Below are 20,161 nucleotides of genomic sequence, written 5' to 3'. Positions count from 1 at the left end.
AGCTAACGACCCTCTAGCCATGGGGCATGGGTAATCGACAAGAAGCACTTCAATAGGATCGTTCTTGAGAACCTTGTGTGTCGGATTGCATATCCCCGTGGTTGGCGACTCATAGACTCGACCATCCACCGGGCAGAAAACGGCCGGTAGTCGTTGTATCTCGTTCGCCACCGGCGTTTGGCTAAACTTAATAAGTCGGGAGTGAACTGAAACCTGAGCGATAGCGGCCATCAACGGATCTGGATGGGCATCAAGACGGGACTCCCAAAGGAGGCGACTATGTATGCGGTGATAAGAACCTACCTGGGTGCTGGAGCAGAGCAGCTTTTCGAGCTATTGGAACAGCGCAAGGCCGATGTCGAAGCTACCTTGCGAACAGTGCCTGGTCTCGTCAGCTACACACTGCTGAATACCGGTGATGGCGGTACGGCGGTGACTGTTTGTACGGACAAGGCCGGCAGCGATGCGAGCTTGAAAGTCGCACGCGACTGGATTCAGAAAAATGCCTCGCATATCCACGCGAGCCCGCCGATCGTCACGGAAGGTCCGGTTATTGTGCAGATCAAATAGCGCTGCCTTCCGATAATCTCACGATATGTTTGCATCGCCAGGATCGCAGCCTGCGGCAGCTCCGCCAATCTGTAGGATCTGCCGCAGGCTGCGATCTTTTAAACGCTTAACGGGCTGGCATTACGCCTTCAGCACCGCCGTTTACATTCACTTCGACGCCTGCGCCCGCAAGCGTCTGCCGATCACATCCATCAAATCGCACCCATCGCGCAACGGAATGGCCAGCAGCTTGGCGAAGTCGGCCAGCACCACCGTGTCGCTCTCGATGTCGGCACGAAAAGCGATATTTTCGAGAACTTGGGTGACGGTGCGGATGCGGTAGTCGGCGGTGGCTTGCAGCACGTCGAGTGGGGCTTGGGTGTCGATGAGCAGGGAGGCCGGGATCAGGTCGATTCCGGTGAGGGGCATGTATCTATCCATGGGTGGAGCTCCGAATCAGATTTAAAGGGCTGATCCGATCAGCAGGTCGCCAAACCTGGTCGCCATATGGGCGACGGGGGGACTATAAGCTTCATCCAATCAGGGGGAAAGGTGAGGGATTCTGAGGCTGCTGTAGGATCTGTATTGATGTGGCCCTGGACCAGAACGAAATCGCCTTCCTACGCAAATTTCCAGTCCGGCTGATCAACCCATTACTGGCAAATTTTACGTAGCGACGCAGACTTCAAAGCACTGCCTGCGTTTTCACACCGCCTGAGCCCAAAGTAGCCAGCCCTGACGGGCTGAAAACAGCTGTGGATTCAACCGGTCGACGCAACAGATTGGTATCGCTGACGTAGTCGTCGAGGCTATCGGGAAGTAAGGTGCCTTGGCCTCGATGTTCAGCTTGAATAAAGCGCTTCACGAGGCGATCCTCCTACGGAACCCGAATTCGGGGTGGCAACTGACTTACTGCTAGTGAAATTTAACGGATGCTACTTTGAAGATAGTGAAATCTACTCGCTTTGATGATGTCGACCACGATTTAGGATATGAGTACCGTGGTTATAACTACAACATACAGAACGAAGAGGCTGTGTTTCTGATCAGAATTTACGATGACGAACCCAACCTGGCAACGGTGGTACATCCGACTACGATGTCTGCAAACGCTGGCCTTAAAAAGCTTGTTGAGTTCTTACAATCCGAGCTAGGAGTGTCCAGGATCTCTCTCTACAAGGGCGATTTGGGGAGCTACGCTGATATCGATCTTGATAGCTTGGCATTCCGCCCCGTATGAAATCGGCGGCGAGAGAGTGGCAGGCGTTTTTACACACTCTGGGCCAATAGCGGACGTTCGCCTTATTCCGTTCTCGACCCGCTGCGCAAAAAACGATTCAAATCAGTCCATCGCCTGCTTAGGTGCTTTTTGCTTTACGTCCACGTGATGCTGGCTTAACCGGCACGCTTTTCCCGTACTCACTCCACCATATCGAAAGCGCTTCCATTGTCGGTCCAAGTGCACGTGCTTTTGCCGTCATTTCATACTCAACACCCGGGGGGACTTCTGGGAAGACGGTTCGCGTGATCAGACCATCGCTCTCAAGCTCGCGAAGTTGAGCAGTCAGCATGTGTTGTGTGATGCCGCTAATCGCCTTGCGCAATTCCCCAAAACGATAGATTCGCTGGTTTAGCAGCCACATGATCTCCAACTTCCACTTGCCTGAAAGTAGCGAAAATGCACGCCGCATTTCTTCATGCATGCTGATTTGATCATCATGGGTCTGGTTTTCCATACTAAGTATCAGTTTTTCATCCTACTTGTGGATTTTCATATTAGACGACATCTTTGCCCTGAGCCGACTTAATAATACCTGCTTAGGAAAAACTTATGATCGAAAACTATATTTACTGGATTAGCACGGCACTGCTTTCGCTGCTCTATTTCACCTCTGCCCTGATGTACATCGCGAAAGGAGACTATGTTCGAAATGCGCAAGCGGAACTGGGGTATTCAGCATCCCATCTTGTGCCTCTCATGATCGTGGTCAAGATACTGGGTCCTGCTGCGATTTTATCGCGTTTCAATGTGGAGCTAAGTGATCTTGCCTATGCCGGCATATTTTATCACCTGCTGCTCTCCGCCTTGGCACACCTAGGTGTTCACAAGCCCAAAGGTTCTATCCCGGCAGTCCTAGGGCTCATTTTCCTGGCCGCTTCCTACATGACACAAAACGCCGTCCGCGAATCTCCGTCGCCTTACGCACCGGCGGCGATCATCCATACGACTCTTAAATAACGGGGGGCAATATGACTCGACTCAGTGGAAAGGTTGCTATTGTCACCGGCGCCGGTCGTGGTATCGGCCGAGCCACCGCCAAGCTTTTAGCGGTGCAGGGCGCGAAAGTCGCGGTCGTTTCGCGTACGGCTGAAAATGTCGATCAGGTAGTTGCTGATATACAGTCCGCAGGTGGCGTCGCTCTCGGAATCGTTTGCGATATCGCTGATCCTGATCAAATTACTGCCGCTGTCGACAAGGTGATGGCTGCCTATGGACGGATCGACATTCTGGTGAACAATGCTTTCGATCCCTCTGTGGTTTTTTCATCGGTGGTCGAGCTATCCGCCGAGCAGTTGCAGCGTAATTTTGAAATGGGCCCGATTGCTTATCTGCGAACGATGCAAGCGTGCTATCCCCATCTCAAAGCTACCGGTGAGGGCAGGGTTATCAACTTCGCATCCCTGGCCGGTGTTATTGGCATGCAGGGCTACGCGCCTTACAACATGGCAAAGGAGGCGGTACGGGCATTGACTCGCTCGGCCGCCAGGGAGTGGGGTGCTGACAAGATCACGGTCAACAATGTCATGCCGGTCGCTGACACTTGGGGGGCTGCGGTCGATGTGCCTGCACCCACTAACGTACTTGGCCGTTATGGATCACCGGAAGAAGATATTGCACCGGTGGTGGTGTTCCTCGCCAGCAAGGATGCGCAGTTCTTGACGGGATACAGCCTCACACCTGACGGAGGCCAAATCATCGACAGTGCCCGTTAACTGTCGTGTCCAAGCACCAAACGTCGACTCCACGGAAATCACTAGACATGCCTTGGCGTGTCCAGTGGTTATTGTTCAAGCGACATCTAGATGGGGTTGTGCGCAAGTGACGATGTTCGATCCAAAGTAACCCTCCAACGCATGCGCCGCATTAAGAAAAAGCCTCATCTCGAAGAGCATTCAGAACCAGCGAAAAGGCCGGTGTCGGCAAACGACGGCTTGGGTAGTACAGGTGATAACCCGAGAACAGAGGACACCAATCTTCCAGTACCCGTACCAAGCGGCCATCCTCAATGTGCGGGGCAAACTCTTCCTCCGGTAAATAGGCGATACCCAAGCCGTTAACTGCCGCCGCTGGGACATGGGCGCTGGTGTTCACAATGACCTGGCCCACGACCCGCACGTTGATCTTTCGACCACACTTTTCGAATTCCCAAGCGTCAACTCCGCCAAGGGTTGGATAGCGTATGTCGATGCATTTGTGATTCACCAGATCCTGCGGTTTCTTGGGCATGCTGTTGCGTGCGAAATACGAAGGCGATGCCACAGCGGCCATCCGTACCTTAGGTCCGATTGGAGCGGCGATCATATCTTTATCAACGGTGTCACCAAATCTGATGCCAGCATCAAAACGGTCAGCAACGATGTCTCGGAAGCCATAGTTGATATCAAACTCAACCTTGATGTCAGGGTATGCGAGAAGCAGAGGACTGAGTCGCGGAAGAAGAATTGTCTTGAGGACAAAATCACCGCAGGTAATGCGCACCGTACCTGCAGGCTTGTCACGAAGCTCAGTCAAAGCATCCAGCTCTAACTCGATTTCGTCGAAACGATGACCGATGGCTTGCATCAGGCGTTCACCTGCGCTGGTCGGCGAAACGCTACGAGTGGTGCGCGTAAGCAGGCGAATTTTCAGCCGTTTTTCAAGTCCGGAAATAGTCTGGCTCAGGGCGGACTGCGTAACACCCAAGTGGGCGGCCGCTCGTGTAAAGCTGCCTTCTCTGGCGACCTTCACAAAGGCCAGAAGGTCGTTCAGGTTATGTCGTGACATCGAAGCCCGCCTATCTATATTGATTAGCTGTGCTTATAGCTTCAACAAGCTTTCATTAGATTATCAAGCATGACGTATTCCCAGAGAATAGGGCAAGCCTCACCTGTCGTCACAGGTATTGCTAATACCACTCGCTGATTCAGACCCAGGAAACAGGTCGATCAGCACCTATTCACTGATGGGAGCCCCTCATGAGAAAACTCGTTTTGTTGCTCGGCCTTCTGATGGCGTCGCTCTCCGCACTGGGAGCAGACATGTCTAACGGAGCCGATAATTTTTACAAAAGTGAGAAGGTCACGATGCAAAAGGTGACCTTCAAAAATCAGTACCAGATGAACACTGTAGGCAATCTGTTTGTCCCTGAAGGTCTGAAGCCCGGTAGCAAAAGTGCAGCGATCATCGTTGGCCATCCCATGGGGGCGGTCAAAGAACAGAGTTCGAACCTGTATGCCCAGAAACTCGCAGAGCAGGGCTTCGTGACCCTTGCCATCGATCTGTCGTTCTGGGGCGAAAGTGATGGTCAACCGCGCAATGCGGTTGCGCCAGAAATCTATGCCGAAGACTTCAGTGCCGCCGTGGATTACCTCGGCACACAAACATTCGTTGATCGGAACCGGATCGGTGTCCTGGGCATCTGTGGGAGCGGCAGCTTCGTCATCAGCGCTGCCAAGATTGACCCTCGAATGAAGGCCATTGCCACGGTCAGCATGTACGACATGGGCGCAGCCAACCGAAATGGTTTGAAGCATTCCGTCACTGTCGAGCAAAGGAAGCAAGCTATCGCCGCTGCCGCCGAGCAGCGTTATGTCGAGTTCACCGGTGGCAAAACCAAGTACACCAGCGGAACTGTCCATGAGCTGACGGACAAATCCAACGCTATTGAGCACGAGTTCTATGATTTCTACCGCACGCCACGCGGTGAATTCACCCCCAAAGGCCAGTCACCGTTACTGACCACCCACCCGACGCTGACTAGCAACGCCAAGTTCATGAACTTCTATCCGTTCAACGATATCGAGACGATCTCGCCACGCCCGATGCTGTTCATTGCCGGTGAAAATGCTCACTCGCGTGAGTTCAGTGAAGACGCCTATAGACTGGCGGGTCAACCCAAAGAGCTTGTGATCGTTCCAGGTGCGGGCCACGTGGATCTCTATGATCGGGTCGACCTTATTCCATTTGCCAAGTTGACGTCGTTCTTCCAAACCAACCTTAAGTGACATTTATCGTTAGGCGACCAGACAACTGAGTCGCTAGCCCTGCCATTGAGTGGGGCCTTTCGATTTTATCCGGCTCAACAGTTCTGCGTCCCGGATCATTCATCACTCTACGTACCCAAAAAAACGATTCCGACGCCACGCGCTCTTCGCCGGCGTTGAAGCTTTTCGTGTTGGAGGAAATCAGATGAGCAGCACCACCTTACCCATCCAGGCAGCGAATCAACAGGTATGGGGAGCAGTCCTCGCGATGTCGTTATGCGCCTTCGCCCTGGTGACTTCGGAGTTTCTGCCGGTGAGCTTGCTCACACCGATTGCGACCGATCTCGCGCTGACTGAGGGGCAGGCCGGACAAGCGATTTCCATTTCTGGCCTCTTCGCGGTCGTCACCAGTCTCTTCATATCTTCAATTATCCGCCAACTCGACCGAAGGCCCGTTTTGCTTTTCCTGACAGTCTTGATGATTGCCTCAGGCACGCTCGTCGCCTTTGCCCCGAACTACTCGACACTGATGGTGGGCCGAGCCATTTTGGGAGTCGCTATTGGTGGCAGTTGGTCAATGTCGACGGCGGTCATGATGCGGATTGCACCTGAGAGTTTCGTGCCTAAGGCCATCGCTTTGATTCAGGGAGGCACCGCACTCGCCACTGCAGTCGCAGCCCCCATTGGCAGTTACATGGGTGGGCTGATCGGCTGGCGAGGTGCTTTCTTCTGCGTGGTTCCGCTCGCCGCGTTGGCGCTCTGTTGGCAAGCATTCACGTTGCCGAAAATGCCTGGCCAAAATGAGCCAGGCTCTGTAACGGATGTGTTTCGGCTATTAGGTAACGCCAAAGTCTCGCTGGGCATGGCAGCAGTGGCATTTTTGTTTATGGGGCAATTCGCGTTATTGACCTATCTGCGTCCGTTCCTGGAGTTGGTGACCCGCGTCGATGTGTCTGGACTCTCCCTGCTATTGCTAATTATAGGAATGGCCGGATTGGTGGGCACTATGATGATCGGCTCGGTGTTGAATAGAAGTCTTCATCGAGTGCTGATGATCATTCCATTTTTGATGTCGGGGATTGCTGCGGCTCTACTCGTATTTGGTAGCTCGATGTGGGCGACAGCCGTTCTGCTGGGTGTATGGGGCTTGATTGCTACGTGTGCACCTGTAGGTTGGTTCACATGGTTATCGCGCACGCTTCCACAAGATGCCGAAACCGGAGGTGGTCTGATGGTGGCGGTGATTCAGTTGGCGATCACACTCGGCGCGACGGTGGGCGGGTTGCTCTATGACGGAGTTGGATACCAGGCAACATTCATCGCAAGTGGAGTATTTCTTTTACTGGCTGCCGCGCTTGCAATGTTCGTATCGCGATCGGATCTGCCCTCATTACGATGACAATGCCGCTGTTGCGTGGGAGGAAGTGTGTGAATTTGGGAAGAAACTCAAATTTTGCACAACAGATGCTGCGTAATGGCGAGCAATAAACCGCATAGATATCTCATTGTGCACTGATGCCCTCAGCTGATTCCCACATGTTCAATGTCCTCTATTGGCTGTGGATTCAACCGGTCGACGCAACAGATTGGCCAGAAACGGACCTCCGGCGATCGCCTGAAAACAAAAATGGGCCAGAGCGCCAAAACCGCGTCGTGACAGTCTGATCGGAAGAATTCGACCTGCCGCCCTCCCTCAAATGCGGAGGCCGTCCGACTCAGCGGTTCTTCAACATCCTGCTAGGGCAAAGTGTCGCGCTTGGCGAAGATGCTTGCCATTTCCGCCGCGTTCTCGGTTCCCCAGTTGCACAGCGGGACGATCGCCTCAGCCAGGCTGCGGCCGAGCAGGGTCAGCGTGTAGTCCACGCGCGGGGGCACTTCTTTATAGTCGGTCCGCGCCAGCACGTGGTCGGCTTCCAGATCCTTCAATTGCTGGATCAGCACCTTATCGCTAACGCCCGGGATCAAACGTTTGAGCTCGCCGTAGCGCTTCGGGCCATCGCGCAGGAAAAACAAGACCAGCGGTTTCCACTTGCCCGAGATGATGCGCAGCGTGGCGTTGAGCCCGCAACCGGTACCGCAGATTTCAGAAATCGTCGTCATTTTTGATACTTACCAAAAGGTGCATACTTGTCCTTAGGTTATCAGGGCCGCATCCTCGTCCTCAAGTAAGCAGTTCCCTGCTTGCGTACAACGCCAACGAAGGATGCATGACATGACCAGACTGAATGGAAAGACCGCCGTGATCACCGGTGGCGCTACCGGCATCGGCCGCGCCGCCGCAAAACGCTTCATCGAGGAGGGCGCCTTCGTCTTCATCTTCGGTCGCCGGCAGGAAGCGCTCGACGCCGCTGTGGCCGAACTCGGGCCCAATGCCCGCGCGGTGAAGGGCTCGGTCTCCGATCTGGCCGACCTCGACCGACTCTACGCGGCGGTGAAGGCCGAGCGCGGAACCCTCGACATCGTCTTCGCCAATGCCGGGGGGGGAAGCCAGCTTGCGCTCGGCAAAATCACCGCCGAGCACATTGACGAAATCTTCGACACCAACGTGAAGGGTTTGATCTTCACGGTCCAGAAGGCGCTACCTCTGATGGGGCAGGGCGGTTCGATAATCCTGACCGGATCGAGCGCCGGCACCACGGGCGCCCCGGCATTCAGCGTCTACAGCGCAAGCAAGGCGGCAGTGCGCAACCTCGCGCGGACCTGGGCGGAGGACCTGAAGGGTACCGGCATCCGGGTAAACGTGCTGTCGCCCGGGCCGACTGCGACCGAACTTGCGAAGGAAGCGCTAGGCGAGGAAGGCATGAAGGTCTTCGCCTCGATGAATCCTCTCCAGCGCATGGCCGATCCGGCGGAGATCGGAGCGGCGGCCGCGTTTCTCGCATCGCAGGACAGCAGCTTCATGACCGCAAGTGAGGTCGCCGTCGACGGCGGCTTGGCGCAAATCTGACTCGCCACGCCCGGCTGGTCACTCCATTCGATAGTTGGAGCCGCTGGGCGTGGTAAACCTGAGGAAAGTATATGAGCTATGCAATTATCGGCTTCGGCAATATCGGTCAGGCCTTGGTCAAGGCGTTTGCCCGTAACGGCATCGAAGTATCCGTTGCAACCACGCGCGACCCGGAAAGCTTTGCATCCGCCGCAGCAGCGATCGGACCCGAGATCATTCCCAAAACACTGGCGGAAGCCGTCAAGGCGGACATCGTCTTTTTGGCGGTCCGTTTCGAGTCGCACCCGGATGTCGCGAAGGCGTTGCAGACCTGGAAGGGAAAGACCATCATCGATGTGACCAATGCCTACGGCGTGTCTCCCGAGGAACTGGGAGGACAGCCTTCTTCCAAGGTCGTCGCGCAGGCCTTCACTGGTGCAAGACTGGTTAAGGGCTTCAATCATTTGGGCGCTGCCGTCCTTGCTCAAGATCCGGCCGTGCAGGGTGGCAGGAGAGTCGTGTTCCTGGCGAGCGACGATGACGATGCCGCGGCGGAGGTTGGTGCGCTTGCGGAAAATCTCGGTTTCTCGCCGATCAAACTGGGTGGCCTTTCGGAAGGTGGGCTGCTAGTGCAGGCGCGCGGAAATAGCTGGGGTCAACTGATCTTTAAGGACTTGGTCAAGTTCGACTGATGAATCGTGATCGTCATTTTTGATGCGATCTCCCTCAATGAAGAAGAGGATCGATGATGCTTAATAATGAAAGAATAATCAGAGAACTCTGCGCCGCCGCGGAAGGCCAAGGAACGGATATCGAGAAGTTTGTCTCCATGTTCTCTGAGGAAGGATACATGTGGGATATGGCATCCGGCATGAAGTTTCGCGGGAAGGCCATTGGTGAGTCTATCGCGGGTCTGGTCAGTGCATTCCCCGATGTCCACCGTGAGATATTTAAAATCCACGTCGCGGGAGACGTCGTCGTTGTCGAACTCGCGATTCGGGGAACGCACAAAGGTGATCTGGCTCTTGCTTCGGGGACTCTAGCTCCCACGGGCAAGACGATAGATGTTCCGTCCTGCGATGTTTTCCACCTCGAGGGAGGGAAGATCATATCTTTCCACTGCTATAACGAGGCTTCCGCAATGCAACAACAACTTGGCCTCGTCCCCGGCTGAATGACCGACACTACGCGATCTGATGTAAGAGCAGTGGAGAGGTCTTTATGAGCATTCAAGAGAATATCCAGATTGTGAAAGACTTTTTTGCAGCAATGGGCGCTGGCGATAGGCACGGTCTGCTGGCGTTGTCTGCCGAAGATATCGAGTGGATCATTCCGGGAGAGGGCTGGCCGCTGGCCGGCACGTACCACGGGCACGCGGGATTGGCAGACGTGCTTCAGAAGGCTACCGCAGAGATGGAAATATCATCCCAGGAGCCCCCCGAGTTCGTAGCGCAGGGAGACCGGGTTCTGGTAGTCGGCTTTGCTACGGGTAAAGTCAAAGCCACGAACAGGACGTTTGAGGACAATTTTGTCTTCGCCATCACTGTTCGCAATGGCAAGCTGACGAACATCCGGGAGTACGTCGACACGCAAGCACTGGCGCGGGCCTCCGAGATGGACGCGGGCTCCAGGCCCTGACCCATCGAGATCGATAACACACGAAACTATTTACAAAGTCAGCGAACAGCTAACGACCCCCTACTGTTGCTCGATGCACGGTGTGCCGGCGAAGGGTTGAGCATGGGCATGAGGCAACGTATGCAGGCTCCCGTGAATGGCGAGTCATCGACTCGGTCATCCACCGATTCTGAGTACATGATCGATCCCGATTATTTGTGTTCATTACTCATTCCGCCCTCCCGTAGAATCCCGTCACGGCATCCCCATCCGAGACGGAACCTCCATGCAAACCCCCACAACCCAACGCCCTCTCTGGCAAACCTACCTCCTGTTCCTCGCCCCCATGGTCCTGTCGAACTTCCTCCAGTCCATGTCAGGTACGATCAACAGCATCTACATCGGCCAAATGCTCGGCACTCAAGCTCTGGCGGCTGTGTCCGGGATGTTCCCGATCGTGTTTTTCTTCATCGCGCTGGTCATCGGCCTTGGTGCGGGGGCGGGGGTGCTGATTGGTCAGGCGTGGGGGGCGCGGGAGCCGCAGATGGTCAAGGCGATTGCCGGGACGACGTTGCTGTTGGGGGCGATGATCGGGTTGACGGCGGCGGTGGTGGGGAGTGTGTTTGCGCGGCCGGCGTTGCAGGGGTTGGGGACGCCGGCGGATGTGCTGGACGATGCGGTGGCGTATGCGCAGGTGATGATGTGGACCCTGCCGTCGCTGTTGGTCTATGTGCTGTTTACCCAGTTGTTGCGTGGGGTCAGCGATACGCTGTCGCCACTGGTGGCGTTGCTGGTGTCGACGTGTATCGGGCTGGCGCTGACGCCGGCGTTGATTCGCGGGTGGTTCGGCTTGCCGCCAATGGGCATTCAGAGTGCGGCGTTTGCCGGGTTGGCGGGTAACTTGTCGGCGATGGGTTGGCTGGCCTGGCGGTTGATTCGCAAGGGCCATCCGTTGGCGCCGGATCGGGCGTTTTTTGCGGCGATGCGGCTGGATCTGGAGATCCTCGGTAAGGTGCTGCGCATTGGCCTGCCCACGGGGTTGCAGATGGTGGTGCTGTCGCTGTCGGAGCTGGTGATTCTGGCGCTGGTCAACCAGCACGGTTCCCAGGCGACGGCAGCGTACGGGGCGGTGACGCAGATCGTCAATTACGTGCAATTCCCGGCGCTGTCGATTGCGATCACGGCGTCGATCCTCGGTGCCCAGGCCATCGGGGCAGGGCGCATCGAGCGCATCGGGCCGATCCTGCGCACCGGGCTGTTGATCAACGTGGGGTTGACCGGTGGCCTGGTGGTGCTGGGTTATTTGCTGTCGCACTGGTTGCTGGGGTTGTTCCTCACCGATCCCTCCACCCAGGCCATGGCCGAACACCTGCTGCACATCATGCTCTGGAGTCTGCTGGTGTTCGGTTTCCAGGCGGTCATCGGCGGCATCATGCGTGCCAGCGGCACGGTGATGGTGCCGGTGGCGATTGCGATCGTGTGCGTGGTCGGGGTGCAGTTGCCGATGGCGTATTTATTGGATGCGCAGTTCGGATTGCAAGGGGTGTGGATGGCGTTTCCGCTGGCTTACCTGAGCATGCTGGCATTGCAGACGGCGTATTACAAAATGGTCTGGCAGCATCAGAAGATCGAGCGGCTGGTGTAAGAGGGGGGCGATTTTGGCTGCCACGCCCCATGCCCCGGGCGAAGAATCCGGGCATGGGGCTAAAGGAAAACAACACCACCTGGTGTCGATCAATGCCCGCCGACCACCAAATGGCTGAACGGCACCACATACGCCTGCAATGTGACCAGCCCACCGACCAGTATCGCCAGCACGATGGAGTGGAAAAACACATAGCGCAGGATTTCCCCTTCATGCCCATACCAGCGGGTGGCGGTGGAGGCCACCACGATCGACTGGGCGTCGACCATCTTGCCCATGACCCCGCCGGAGCTGTTGGCGGCGGCCATCAAGATCGGGCTGATGCCCAGTTGTTCCGAGGTCACCCGTTGCAAGCCGCCGAACAGCACGTTGGACGCTGTGTCCGAACCGGTCAAGGCAACGCCGAGCCAGCCGAGCAGGGTGCCGAACATGGGGTAGAAGATCCCGGTGGCGGCGAAGGCCAGGCCCATGGTCGCGTCCAGGCCGGAATAGCGGGTGATGAAACCGAGAGCGAGCATGGCCGCGATGGTGATCAGCGAATAGCGCACCACCCACAACGTTCGCATGTATTGGCTCATCAGTTGCGGGATCGAATAACCCATCAGCAGCCCGCCGAAGATCGCTGCCAGCAAGATGCCGCTGCCGGTGCTGGTGAACCAGGTGAATTTGTAGATCGCTTCCTCAGGCTTCGGTTGCGGCACCACGGGCGGAACCTTCTCGACCTGCAAATGCAGCGTAGTGAAGGTCAGGGCTGGCGCGAAGATCGGGTTTGCCTCGCTCACCGGCTTACCCTGCGGATCGAGCTTGGCCGAGTGGGTTTGCGGGTCCATGGCCGGACGGGTGTCGAACATGTTTTTGAAGCCTTGAGTGCCCCACGCGAAAACGAAGACCGTAAGGATGATCCAGGGCATCCAAGCACGCATGACGGCGGGCCGGGCATCGCTGGCAAAGGTTGCGCTGGGCGCCGGTTTTTCGTCTCGGGACTCCTCAATTTTTGAGTCGTCGACTCGCCCCGACAAGGCGGCGGAGGTGTGTACGCGGGCGGGTTTCCAGACCTTGAGAAAAGCGGTCAGGCAGGCCATGGAAATCAGTGCGGCAATCACGTCCACCAGCATCGGCCCGTGGTAGTTGGACACGAAGAACTGCGGCACCGCGAAGCTGACCCCGGCCACCAGAATCGCCGGCCAGATTTCCAGCATCTTGCGCCAACCGGCGAAGGCCCAGATCAACCAGAACGGCACGAGCACCGAGAAGAACGGCAACTGTCGGCCGACCATCATCGACAGTTCCATTTCATCCAGCCCGGTGACCTTGGCCAAGGTGATGATGGGGGTGCCCAAGGCACCGAACGCCACCGGCGCAGTGTTGGCGATCAACGCCAGGCCGGACGCGGCCAGAGGCGAGAAACCCAGCCCGATCAGAATGGCCCCGGTCACTGCCACCGGTGTGCCGAACCCCGCTGCGCCTTCGAAGAACGCACCGAAGCAAAAGGCGATCAGCAGCAATTGCAGGCGACGATCGTCGGTGATGCGCGCGAGGGAATCCTGCAGGACTTTGAACGAGCCGTTCTCCGTGGTCAGCCGATGCAGGAAGATGATGTTGAGCACGATCCAGCCAATCGGCAGCAGGCCAGTGGCGGCCCCTAACAGCGCGGCGGAACCGGCCATGTTCGCCGGCATGCCGAAGGCGAAGATGGCGATCAGCAAGGCCGTGCTCAGAGCCAACAACGCCGCGATATGCGCCTTGAGATGGAAAAACGCCAGGGACGTGAGCATCACCACCACCGGTAATGCCGCCATGAGGGTCGAGACCAGCGGGTTACCGAAGGGATCGTAGACTTGCTGCCAGACCATGTTCCACCTCTGCTTCTTATTGTTGGCAGTGCAGGCCCCGAGGGGGGAGGTGAAATTGAGTATAGGTGGCATTGCGCGGCGGGCCGGCCGACCGGCTTGCGGTTGGTGGCATGCGCTTGAGTGAAAGGCGTCCTGACCCGTCGATGCCATTCAGGTCTGCGGACTAAAACCGCCCCCCGGCAGGGGGCGGCATACGCAGTCGGATTTTTCCTCGATTCGGGTGTTAGTAAAGTTGACCTTGCCTGGTCCCGTTACCCATTCACTTCTTTATGCTGATAGCGACGAGGGTGGCAACCGTGCCCTGCGCCTTGAACTGGAACTCCACCCGGTCACCGACTTTCACCTGACCCAACTGCTCCGGCGAAGCCTTGAAGGTCATGGTCATAGGCGGCCATTGCAAGGTCGCAACGGCGCCGTGGGCGATGGTCACGGTCTGTTTGGCGGTATCGACCGCCTTGATTGTTCCCTCGGCGTTGGCGGTGGGGGCCTGCATGGTTTGCTGTTTCATCTGCATGCTTTCCATACCGTCCATTTTCATGCCCGGCATGTCCTCTGCCTGAACAGAAATAGACAGTGCGGCAACGGCGCTGGCAACGGCGATCAGGGTCAGTTTCATACGATTTTTCCTTGTGGGTTGGTGGATACAACGGGGAGGTGCCGGCGGCGCATCAGGCGGTAGGCTGCCGGAATGACAAACAGGGAAAGCAGGGGGGCTGTGACCATGCCACCGACCATCGGAGCGGCGATGCGGCTCATCACTTCGCTACCAGTGCCGCTCCCCAGAAGGATGGGCAGCAAGCCCGCAATGATGACGGCCACGGTCATGGCCTTGGGTCGGACACGCTGCACCGCGCCTTCACGAATCGCGGCGACCAGACCGCGCTCGGTGCTGTCGCCGAGATCTTCTCGTTCGGCCCAGGCGTTCTTCAGGTAGAGCAGCATGATCACGCCAAACTCGGCAGACACACCGGCCAGTGCGATAAAGCCGACGCCTGTGGCCACCGACAGGTTGAATCCCAACAGGTAGAGGAACCAGGCCCCGCCAGTCAGGGCGAAGGGCAGGGTGGCCATGATCAGCAAGGCCTCGTCGAAGCGGGCGAAAGTCAGATAGAGCAGCACGAAAATGATCAGCAACGTGGCCGGCACCACCAGCTTGAGCCGCGCATTGGCCCTTTCGAGAAACTCGAACTGCCCTGAGTAGCTCAGGCTCATGCCGGGCTGCAACTTGACCTGCTCACTGACCGCCCGGCGCAGGTCGGCGACTACCGAGGCGATATCCCGCCCGCGCACGTCGATGTACACCCAGCCGGAAGGTCGGGCGTTCTCGCTCTTGAGCATCGGCGGGCCGTCGCTGACGTTGACTCTTGCAACCATGCCGAGGGTGATCTGACTGCCCAGTGGGGTATAGATCGGCAACTGTTCCAAGGCGCCGAGCGAGTCACGCCACTCACGGGGATAACGCACGTTGATCGGGAAGCGGGCGAGCCCTTCAATCGTCTCCCCGATGTTTTCACCGCCAATTGCGCCGGCCACGATCGACTGCACATCGGCGATATTCAGTCCGTAGCGCGCAGCGGCCTTGCGGTCGATATCCACGTCGATATAACGGCCACCGGTCAGGCGTTCGGCCAGTGCCGAACTGACACCGGGCACGTCCTTGGCTACACGCTCGACGGCCTGGGTGACCGCATCAATTTCCTTCAGATTTGTGCCGGCAACCTTCACTCCGATCGGGCTCTTGATACCCGTGGCCAGCATGTCGATGCGGTTACGAATCGGCGGTATCCAGATGTTGGTCAACCCAGGCACACGCACCACCCGGTCCAGTTCTTCCACGAGCTTTTCCTGGGTCATGCCCGAGCGCCATTGCTCATGCGGCTTGAACTGGATGGTGGTTTCGAACATCTCCAGCGGCGCCGGGTCGGTGGCGGTTTCAGCGCGACCCGCTTTACCAAAGACGTGTTCGACCTCAGGGACGGTCTTGATCAGGCGGTCGGTCTGTTGCAAAAGCTGTGCGGCCTTCTGTGCTGACAACCCCGGTAGGGCCGAAGGCATGTAGAGCAGGTCGCCTTCGTCCAGCGGTGGCAGGAACTCGCCGCCCAAGCGGGACATCGGCCATGCCGCGCTGAGAAACACCAGCAGTGCGACCAGCAGGGTGATTTTTGGCCGACGCAGCACCGCGTCGAGGGCCGGCTGATAGAGCCTGATCAACCAACGGTTTAGCGGGTTCTGTTGCTCATTGGGAATCCGCCCACGAATCCAGTAACCCATCAGCACCGGTACCAGGGTCACCGACAATCCAGCTGCCGCTGCCATGGCGTAGGTTTTGGTGAAGGCCAGTGGACCAAACAAACGACCTTCCTGAGCCTCCAGGGTGAACACCGGAATGAACGACAGGGTGATGATCAACAGGCAGAAGAACAGCGCCGGCCCGACCTCGGCCGCCGCCTCGGTCATGACATGCCAGTGATGTTCGCCCTTGAGTTCTTCCCCAGGATGGGCCTTGTGCCAGGCCTCGACCTTTTTGTGGGCGTTCTCGATCATCACCACGGCGGCGTCGACCATGGCGCCAATGGCGATGGCGATCCCGCCCAAGGACATGATGTTGGCATTGATCCCTTGGTGGCGCATGACGATAAAGGCCATCAACACCCCAACCGGCAAGGAGATGATCGCCACCAACGAGGAGCGCAAATGCCAGAGGAAGATCCCGCAGACCAAGGCGACGACGATGAACTCCTCAATCAGCTTGTGACTGAGGTTCGCCACCGCGCGGTCGATGAGCTTGCTGCGGTCGTAGGTCGTGACGATTTCCACGCCTGCCGGCAGGCTGCTTTTCAGTTCATCGAGTTTGGTCTTGACCGCCGCAATCGTTTCACGAGCGTTTTTGCCGCTGCGCAGAATGACCACGCCGCCAACGGTCTCGCCTTCGCCATCGAGCTCGGTGATGCCGCGACGCATTTCCGGCCCGAGCTGGATTGTGGCGACATCGCCAAGGGTGACCGGCACGCCGCCTGAGACGAGCTTGAGCGGGATTGCCCGAAAGTCATTGAGCGTTTTCAGATAGCCGGACGCTCGCACGATGAATTCCGTTTCCGCCATCTCCAGTACGGCCCCACCGGTTTCCTGATTGGCCTTGCCGATCGCCTCGGTCACCTGCGCCTGCGTGATGCCGAGGCTGGCCAGTTTCAGCGGATCGAGCTGCACCTGATACTGCTTGACCATGCCGCCCACGGTCGCCACTTCCGCAACGTTCGGCAGGGTCTTGAGCTCGAACTTGAGGAACCAGTCCTGCAGGGCGCGCAATTGCGCCAGGTCATGCCCACCACTGCGGTCGACCAGCGCGTACTGGAAAATCCAGCCCACGCCTGTGGCGTCTGGCCCCAATGCCGGTTTGGCGCTGGCGGGCAGGCGACTTTGTATCTGGCTCAGATACTCCAGCACCCGCGAGCGAGCCCAATACATATCGGTACCGTCTTCGAACAGCACGTACACGAAGCTGTCACCGAAAAAGGAATAGCCGCGCACGGTTTTCGCTCCCGGTACCGAGAGCATGGTGGTGGCCAACGGGTAGGTCACCTGGTTTTCAACGATTTGCGGTGCTTGTCCTGGATAAGGCGTACGGATGATGACTTGCACATCCGACAGGTCCGGCAGTGCATCGATTGGCGTGCTTTGAACCGACCAGACGCCCCAGGCGGTGACGAATAGTGTGGCCAGCAGCACCAGGAAGCGGTTGGCTACCGACCAGCGAATCAGGGCGGCGATCATGGCTGCCTCCCCAATTTTTCAAGATGCTCAACGCGCAAGCCATCATCAGTGGCAGGTGGCGATGCTTCCAGGGGGCTGGCGACGATGCCCTTGAGGCTGGCCTCGGAGTCGAGCAGGAACTGTCCGGAGCTGACCACCTGTTGACCTTCTTGCAGGCCTTTCAATACCGCCGTCTTGCCGTTGTTTTCCTGCCCGAGTTGCACCTCTACCGGACGGTAGCGACCCGCGTCTTCGGCGAGCATCACCAGCGTGCGCCGGCCAGTGCGAATGACCGCTTCGCTTGGCACCCACAACACACTTTGCCCGGTCTTCTGGTTCAGGCGCACCTGCGTCGACAATCCGGGTCTGAGGCGCCCGTCAGGGTTGGGCAGCTCGACGCGTACGCGAACGGTGCGGCTGTCCATATTCGTTTCGGGCAGAATCGCACTGACCGTGCCATTGAGGACAGTCCCGGGGAAGGCCGGAAGGCGTGCTTCTACCGTCTGGCCGACGACGATCGATCCGCTCTCCGACTCTGGAACGGCCACCGCTAGCCAGACATTGCTCAAGCCATTGACGCGAGCCAGTGTCTCGCCAGCCGACACAGTCATGCCCGTACGGACATCCAGCTCTTGCAAGACACCACCGATGGGGCTGGTGAGCGTCAGGTTCGGCTGGACTTTGCCACTGCGTTCGACCTGAGTAATCAGCGTCGCCGGCATCCCGGTGAGGCGCAGCCGCTGGCGTGCTGCGGTCAGTAAGTCGACATCGCCGTTACGCTTGAGGGCCAGGAATTCTTCCTGAGCTGCGGCCCACTCCGGTACCAGAATGTCCGCCAATGGCGCGTTGGCCTTGAGCATATCGCCGGGAGCACGGGCATAAACCCGCTCGACAAAACCGGCAGTCCGCGCCTGGATCACGGCGACATCCCGTTCGTTGAATTCCAGCGCACCGACAACGTCCACGCTGGAAGTGAGAACGCCACGGGTCACCGTCGCCAGACGCAGCCCGAGATTCTGGGTCAGGCTGGGGTCGATGCTGATAGCTGCGCTGTCAGTAGCGGCATCGGCATATTGGGGCACCAGTTGCATGTCCATGAAGGGTGATTGGCCTGGTTTGTCGAACTTCTGCTGCGGGTACATCGGGTCATACCAATACAGCGCCTTGCGTTCGTCTTGCGTCTTGGGACTCTGCTCGGCGAGTGCACCAGGCATTCCGTTCATGCGTTGCTGAGCGAACCAGTAACCGCCTGCAACCCCTAGGGCAACCGACAAGCCAGTCAGCACAGCCGTTTTCCAGATTCGAATGCTCATTGGCTGGTTTCCCCGTAATTGAAATACAAACGTGCGTTAGTCAGGGCTCGCTGTTCTTCTATATCGATCTGTTTGAGGCGGGCTTCGATGAGTTCACGTCGGGCAGCGATGACCGGCGCCAAATCACCTTTACCGGCGCGGTAGCTGGCCATGGTCAGTCCGACCTTTTCCCTGGCCAGAGGCACCAGACTTTCCTGGCTGCGACGCACCGCACGATTCAGGCGCTCGTATTCGGCCAGATCCTCATCCAGTTTCTGGGTGTGCTCGCGCACCATGGCTTCACGCTCGGCCTCCAATTGATTGAGCTCGGCGTGTTTGGCGGCGATTTTTGGATTTTGTCGGGAGCCGGGGAACAGTGGCAGGTCGAACGAGAACTGCACGCTGACCATGTCGCCGAACTGACGGTCACGGTGTTGATAATCGAGTTCCCAGCTCCAGTCGGATTGTTTTTCCGCCTCGGCTTCACGGATTTTGGCCTCCGCTTCGCGGGTCATTGGTTCGAAAGCCGCCAGTGCCGGGTGATGTTGCAGCTTATGGGTGTAGCCAGAGGTTTCGACGGGCCATTGCGGCAAGCTTCCGGTTGGCGGGTCATTGGCGGCCGGGCCAATCCAGCGTTTGAGTGCCGCTCGGGCTTGAGCGCGCATTCGGATCAGGTCGTCCTGTTGATCCGCCAATTGCGCCGCTTCCTGCTTGGGCGTTACCGCATCGGCAGGCTGGGCACGTCCACCAGCGATCTGTGCCCGGACGGTATCGGTCAGCAGGCGATTTTCTTTGTAAAAGTCCTGGAACAATGCCTCTTTGCGTTCGACGGAGTAGCTGCTGATCCAGGCCAGCGCTGTGGCCTGACGGACGTTCAGACGCTCGATACGCGCGTCGGCGGAGGCTCGGTCAACGGCTGCATTGGCCACTTCAATACGGGCTTTGCGTTTGTCGCGATTGGGCACTTCCTGCATAACCCCGACCATCTGCATGGTCATGGAGTCCTGATCAATGCTCCAGCGGTCAGGGCCGCCAACGGGATAGTTCTGCACGCCGAGCTTTAACTTCGGGTCAGGCAGTTCGCCGGCGGGTATGGCGGCGCTGCTCGCGGCCTGGAGTTTGGCCGCTTGGGCTGTCAGTGACGGGGCGTTGTTTTCGGCCAGCCGCAACGCTTCATCGAACGTCAGTGGGGCGGCGAGGCTCGGCAATGCCAGTACGCTTGCCGCCAGGCCGGCCACGAGGGCCCAACCTGTGCAATAGCACTTGAAGTTCATGTTTACGATTC

General features: G+C 57.9%; 20 protein-coding genes and 1 pseudogene. 11 read left to right on the top strand and 10 right to left on the bottom strand.

The window, feature by feature from the left end:
- Positions 1-279 precede the first annotated feature (279 nt).
- Positions 280-570, top strand: a complete 291-nt coding sequence (locus BK658_RS01470; RefSeq protein ID WP_123580515.1) for a hypothetical protein — start codon at positions 280-282, stop codon at positions 568-570.
- 147 nt (positions 571-717) lie between these two features.
- Here BK658_RS01470 and BK658_RS01465 read toward each other — a convergent pair whose 3' ends face one another.
- Positions 718-990 (bottom strand): hypothetical protein, encoded by a 273-nt coding sequence (locus BK658_RS01465; protein ID WP_054597094.1) that lies wholly within the window; start codon positions 988-990, stop codon positions 718-720.
- A gap of 265 nt (positions 991-1,255) precedes the next feature.
- Positions 1,256-1,414 (bottom strand): annotated as a pseudogene (locus BK658_RS30635) (IS5/IS1182 family transposase); the annotation flags it as partial.
- Positions 1,415-1,498: 84 nt separating this feature from the next.
- Between BK658_RS30635 and BK658_RS01455 the strand changes: the two are divergent.
- Positions 1,499-1,789: a hypothetical protein gene (locus BK658_RS01455; protein WP_259740035.1), complete on the top strand. Its 291-nt coding sequence runs from the start codon at positions 1,499-1,501 to the stop codon at positions 1,787-1,789.
- Between the two features lie 118 nt (positions 1,790-1,907).
- On the opposite strand, the gene BK658_RS01450 is transcribed toward BK658_RS01455, so the two are convergent.
- Positions 1,908-2,285 carry a winged helix-turn-helix transcriptional regulator gene (locus tag BK658_RS01450; RefSeq protein ID WP_123580508.1) on the bottom strand — a complete coding sequence of 126 codons (378 nt, stop codon included), beginning with the start codon at positions 2,283-2,285 and terminating at the stop codon, positions 1,908-1,910.
- A gap of 95 nt (positions 2,286-2,380) precedes the next feature.
- On the opposite strand from BK658_RS01450, the gene BK658_RS01445 reads away from it, so the two are divergent.
- Both BK658_RS01445 and BK658_RS01440 read left to right on the top strand, forming a co-directional pair.
- Positions 2,381-2,788 carry a DoxX family protein gene (locus BK658_RS01445; RefSeq protein WP_123580506.1) on the top strand — a complete coding sequence of 136 codons (408 nt, stop codon included), beginning with the start codon at positions 2,381-2,383 and terminating at the stop codon, positions 2,786-2,788.
- An 11-nt stretch (positions 2,789-2,799) separates the two neighbouring features.
- The gene (locus tag BK658_RS01440) at positions 2,800-3,543 is read left to right on the top strand and encodes an SDR family NAD(P)-dependent oxidoreductase (RefSeq protein WP_123580504.1); all 744 of its coding nucleotides are present in this window, start codon (positions 2,800-2,802) and stop codon (positions 3,541-3,543) included.
- A 151-nt stretch (positions 3,544-3,694) separates the two neighbouring features.
- Here the strand turns inward: BK658_RS01440 and BK658_RS01435 are convergent, their stop codons facing one another.
- The gene (locus BK658_RS01435; protein WP_123580501.1) at positions 3,695-4,594 is read right to left on the bottom strand and encodes a LysR family transcriptional regulator; all 900 of its coding nucleotides are present in this window, start codon (positions 4,592-4,594) and stop codon (positions 3,695-3,697) included.
- A gap of 191 nt (positions 4,595-4,785) precedes the next feature.
- Here BK658_RS01435 and BK658_RS01430 point away from each other — a divergent pair, with 191 nt between their 5' ends.
- On the top strand, positions 4,786-5,814 hold the full coding sequence (locus BK658_RS01430; RefSeq protein ID WP_123580499.1) for an alpha/beta hydrolase: 1,029 nt from the start codon (positions 4,786-4,788) through the stop codon (positions 5,812-5,814).
- A 184-nt stretch (positions 5,815-5,998) separates the two neighbouring features.
- Positions 5,999-7,192 (top strand): MFS transporter, encoded by a 1,194-nt coding sequence (locus BK658_RS01425; RefSeq protein ID WP_123580498.1) that lies wholly within the window; start codon positions 5,999-6,001, stop codon positions 7,190-7,192.
- Positions 7,193-7,530: 338 nt separating this feature from the next.
- On the opposite strand, the gene BK658_RS01420 is transcribed toward BK658_RS01425, so the two are convergent.
- Positions 7,531-7,893, bottom strand: coding sequence for a winged helix-turn-helix transcriptional regulator (locus BK658_RS01420; RefSeq protein WP_123580496.1), 363 nt, complete (start codon positions 7,891-7,893; stop codon positions 7,531-7,533).
- A gap of 112 nt (positions 7,894-8,005) precedes the next feature.
- On the opposite strand from BK658_RS01420, the gene BK658_RS01415 reads away from it, so the two are divergent.
- The 5 genes from BK658_RS01415 (at position 8,006) to BK658_RS01395 (ending at position 11,981) form a co-directional block, all read left to right on the top strand.
- The gene (locus BK658_RS01415; RefSeq protein ID WP_123580494.1) at positions 8,006-8,740 is read left to right on the top strand and encodes an SDR family NAD(P)-dependent oxidoreductase; all 735 of its coding nucleotides are present in this window, start codon (positions 8,006-8,008) and stop codon (positions 8,738-8,740) included.
- 71 nt (positions 8,741-8,811) lie between these two features.
- The gene (locus BK658_RS01410; protein ID WP_123580491.1) at positions 8,812-9,411 is read left to right on the top strand and encodes an NADPH-dependent F420 reductase; all 600 of its coding nucleotides are present in this window, start codon (positions 8,812-8,814) and stop codon (positions 9,409-9,411) included.
- 53 nt (positions 9,412-9,464) lie between these two features.
- Entirely contained in the window at positions 9,465-9,893 is a 429-nt protein-coding gene (locus BK658_RS01405) for a nuclear transport factor 2 family protein (RefSeq protein ID WP_259740033.1), read from the top strand.
- A gap of 47 nt (positions 9,894-9,940) precedes the next feature.
- The gene (locus BK658_RS01400) at positions 9,941-10,357 is read left to right on the top strand and encodes a nuclear transport factor 2 family protein (RefSeq protein WP_123580489.1); all 417 of its coding nucleotides are present in this window, start codon (positions 9,941-9,943) and stop codon (positions 10,355-10,357) included.
- A 265-nt stretch (positions 10,358-10,622) separates the two neighbouring features.
- A complete protein-coding gene (locus tag BK658_RS01395) occupies positions 10,623-11,981 on the top strand; it encodes an MATE family efflux transporter (RefSeq protein ID WP_123580488.1) in 1,359 nt (452 codons plus the stop codon).
- Positions 11,982-12,070: 89 nt separating this feature from the next.
- Here the strand turns inward: BK658_RS01395 and BK658_RS01390 are convergent, their stop codons facing one another.
- From BK658_RS01390 to BK658_RS01370, 5 genes are all read right to left on the bottom strand, one after another.
- A complete protein-coding gene (locus BK658_RS01390; RefSeq protein ID WP_123580486.1) occupies positions 12,071-13,834 on the bottom strand; it encodes an L-lactate permease in 1,764 nt (587 codons plus the stop codon).
- Positions 13,835-14,093: 259 nt separating this feature from the next.
- The gene (locus BK658_RS01385) at positions 14,094-14,450 is read right to left on the bottom strand and encodes a copper-binding protein (RefSeq protein WP_123580484.1); all 357 of its coding nucleotides are present in this window, start codon (positions 14,448-14,450) and stop codon (positions 14,094-14,096) included.
- Entirely contained in the window at positions 14,447-17,605 is a 3,159-nt protein-coding gene (locus tag BK658_RS01380; RefSeq protein WP_123580482.1) for an efflux RND transporter permease subunit, read from the bottom strand. The genes BK658_RS01385 and BK658_RS01380 overlap by 4 nt, the downstream gene beginning before the upstream one ends.
- Entirely contained in the window at positions 17,602-18,897 is a 1,296-nt protein-coding gene (locus tag BK658_RS01375; protein WP_123580480.1) for an efflux RND transporter periplasmic adaptor subunit, read from the bottom strand. Before BK658_RS01375 ends, BK658_RS01380 begins: the two co-directional genes overlap by 4 nt.
- Positions 18,894-20,150, bottom strand: coding sequence for a TolC family protein (locus tag BK658_RS01370; RefSeq protein WP_123580478.1), 1,257 nt, complete (start codon positions 20,148-20,150; stop codon positions 18,894-18,896). The genes BK658_RS01375 and BK658_RS01370 overlap by 4 nt, the downstream gene beginning before the upstream one ends.
- Between the last annotated feature and the right edge of the window lie 11 nt (positions 20,151-20,161).

It is taken from the genome of Pseudomonas brassicacearum, assembly GCF_003732175.1.
In the GTDB taxonomy this organism is placed as follows: domain Bacteria; phylum Pseudomonadota; class Gammaproteobacteria; order Pseudomonadales; family Pseudomonadaceae; genus Aquipseudomonas; species Aquipseudomonas brassicacearum_G.
The sequence above is the reverse complement of the archived record's forward strand: the minus strand, read 5'-3'. Positions and strand labels throughout refer to the sequence as shown.

Bases quoted from the DNA above. Each gene is read 5' to 3' on its own strand.
- BK658_RS01390 (WP_123580486.1), bottom strand. From the start codon at position 13,834: ATGGTCTGGCAGCAAGTCTACGATCCCTTCGGTAACCCGCTGGTCTCG.
- BK658_RS01385 (WP_123580484.1), bottom strand. From the start codon at position 14,450: ATGAAACTGACCCTGATCGCCGTTGCCAGCGCCGTTGCCGCACTGTCT.
- BK658_RS01450 (WP_123580508.1), bottom strand. From the start codon at position 2,285: ATGGAAAACCAGACCCATGATGATCAAATCAGCATGCATGAAGAAATG.
- BK658_RS01375 (WP_123580480.1), bottom strand. From the start codon at position 18,897: ATGAGCATTCGAATCTGGAAAACGGCTGTGCTGACTGGCTTGTCGGTT.
- BK658_RS01465 (WP_054597094.1), bottom strand. From the start codon at position 990: ATGGATAGATACATGCCCCTCACCGGAATCGACCTGATCCCGGCCTCC.
- BK658_RS01395 (WP_123580488.1), top strand. From the start codon at position 10,623: ATGCAAACCCCCACAACCCAACGCCCTCTCTGGCAAACCTACCTCCTG.
- BK658_RS01410 (WP_123580491.1), top strand. From the start codon at position 8,812: ATGAGCTATGCAATTATCGGCTTCGGCAATATCGGTCAGGCCTTGGTC.
- BK658_RS01380 (WP_123580482.1), bottom strand. From the start codon at position 17,605: ATGATCGCCGCCCTGATTCGCTGGTCGGTAGCCAACCGCTTCCTGGTG.
- BK658_RS01470 (WP_123580515.1), top strand. From the start codon at position 280: ATGTATGCGGTGATAAGAACCTACCTGGGTGCTGGAGCAGAGCAGCTT.
- BK658_RS01445 (WP_123580506.1), top strand. From the start codon at position 2,381: ATGATCGAAAACTATATTTACTGGATTAGCACGGCACTGCTTTCGCTG.
- BK658_RS01405 (WP_259740033.1), top strand. From the start codon at position 9,465: ATGATGCTTAATAATGAAAGAATAATCAGAGAACTCTGCGCCGCCGCG.
- BK658_RS01415 (WP_123580494.1), top strand. From the start codon at position 8,006: ATGACCAGACTGAATGGAAAGACCGCCGTGATCACCGGTGGCGCTACC.
- BK658_RS01370 (WP_123580478.1), bottom strand. From the start codon at position 20,150: ATGAACTTCAAGTGCTATTGCACAGGTTGGGCCCTCGTGGCCGGCCTG.
- BK658_RS01435 (WP_123580501.1), bottom strand. From the start codon at position 4,594: ATGTCACGACATAACCTGAACGACCTTCTGGCCTTTGTGAAGGTCGCC.
- BK658_RS01425 (WP_123580498.1), top strand. From the start codon at position 5,999: ATGAGCAGCACCACCTTACCCATCCAGGCAGCGAATCAACAGGTATGG.
- BK658_RS01400 (WP_123580489.1), top strand. From the start codon at position 9,941: ATGAGCATTCAAGAGAATATCCAGATTGTGAAAGACTTTTTTGCAGCA.
- BK658_RS01430 (WP_123580499.1), top strand. From the start codon at position 4,786: ATGAGAAAACTCGTTTTGTTGCTCGGCCTTCTGATGGCGTCGCTCTCC.
- BK658_RS01440 (WP_123580504.1), top strand. From the start codon at position 2,800: ATGACTCGACTCAGTGGAAAGGTTGCTATTGTCACCGGCGCCGGTCGT.
- BK658_RS01420 (WP_123580496.1), bottom strand. From the start codon at position 7,893: ATGACGACGATTTCTGAAATCTGCGGTACCGGTTGCGGGCTCAACGCC.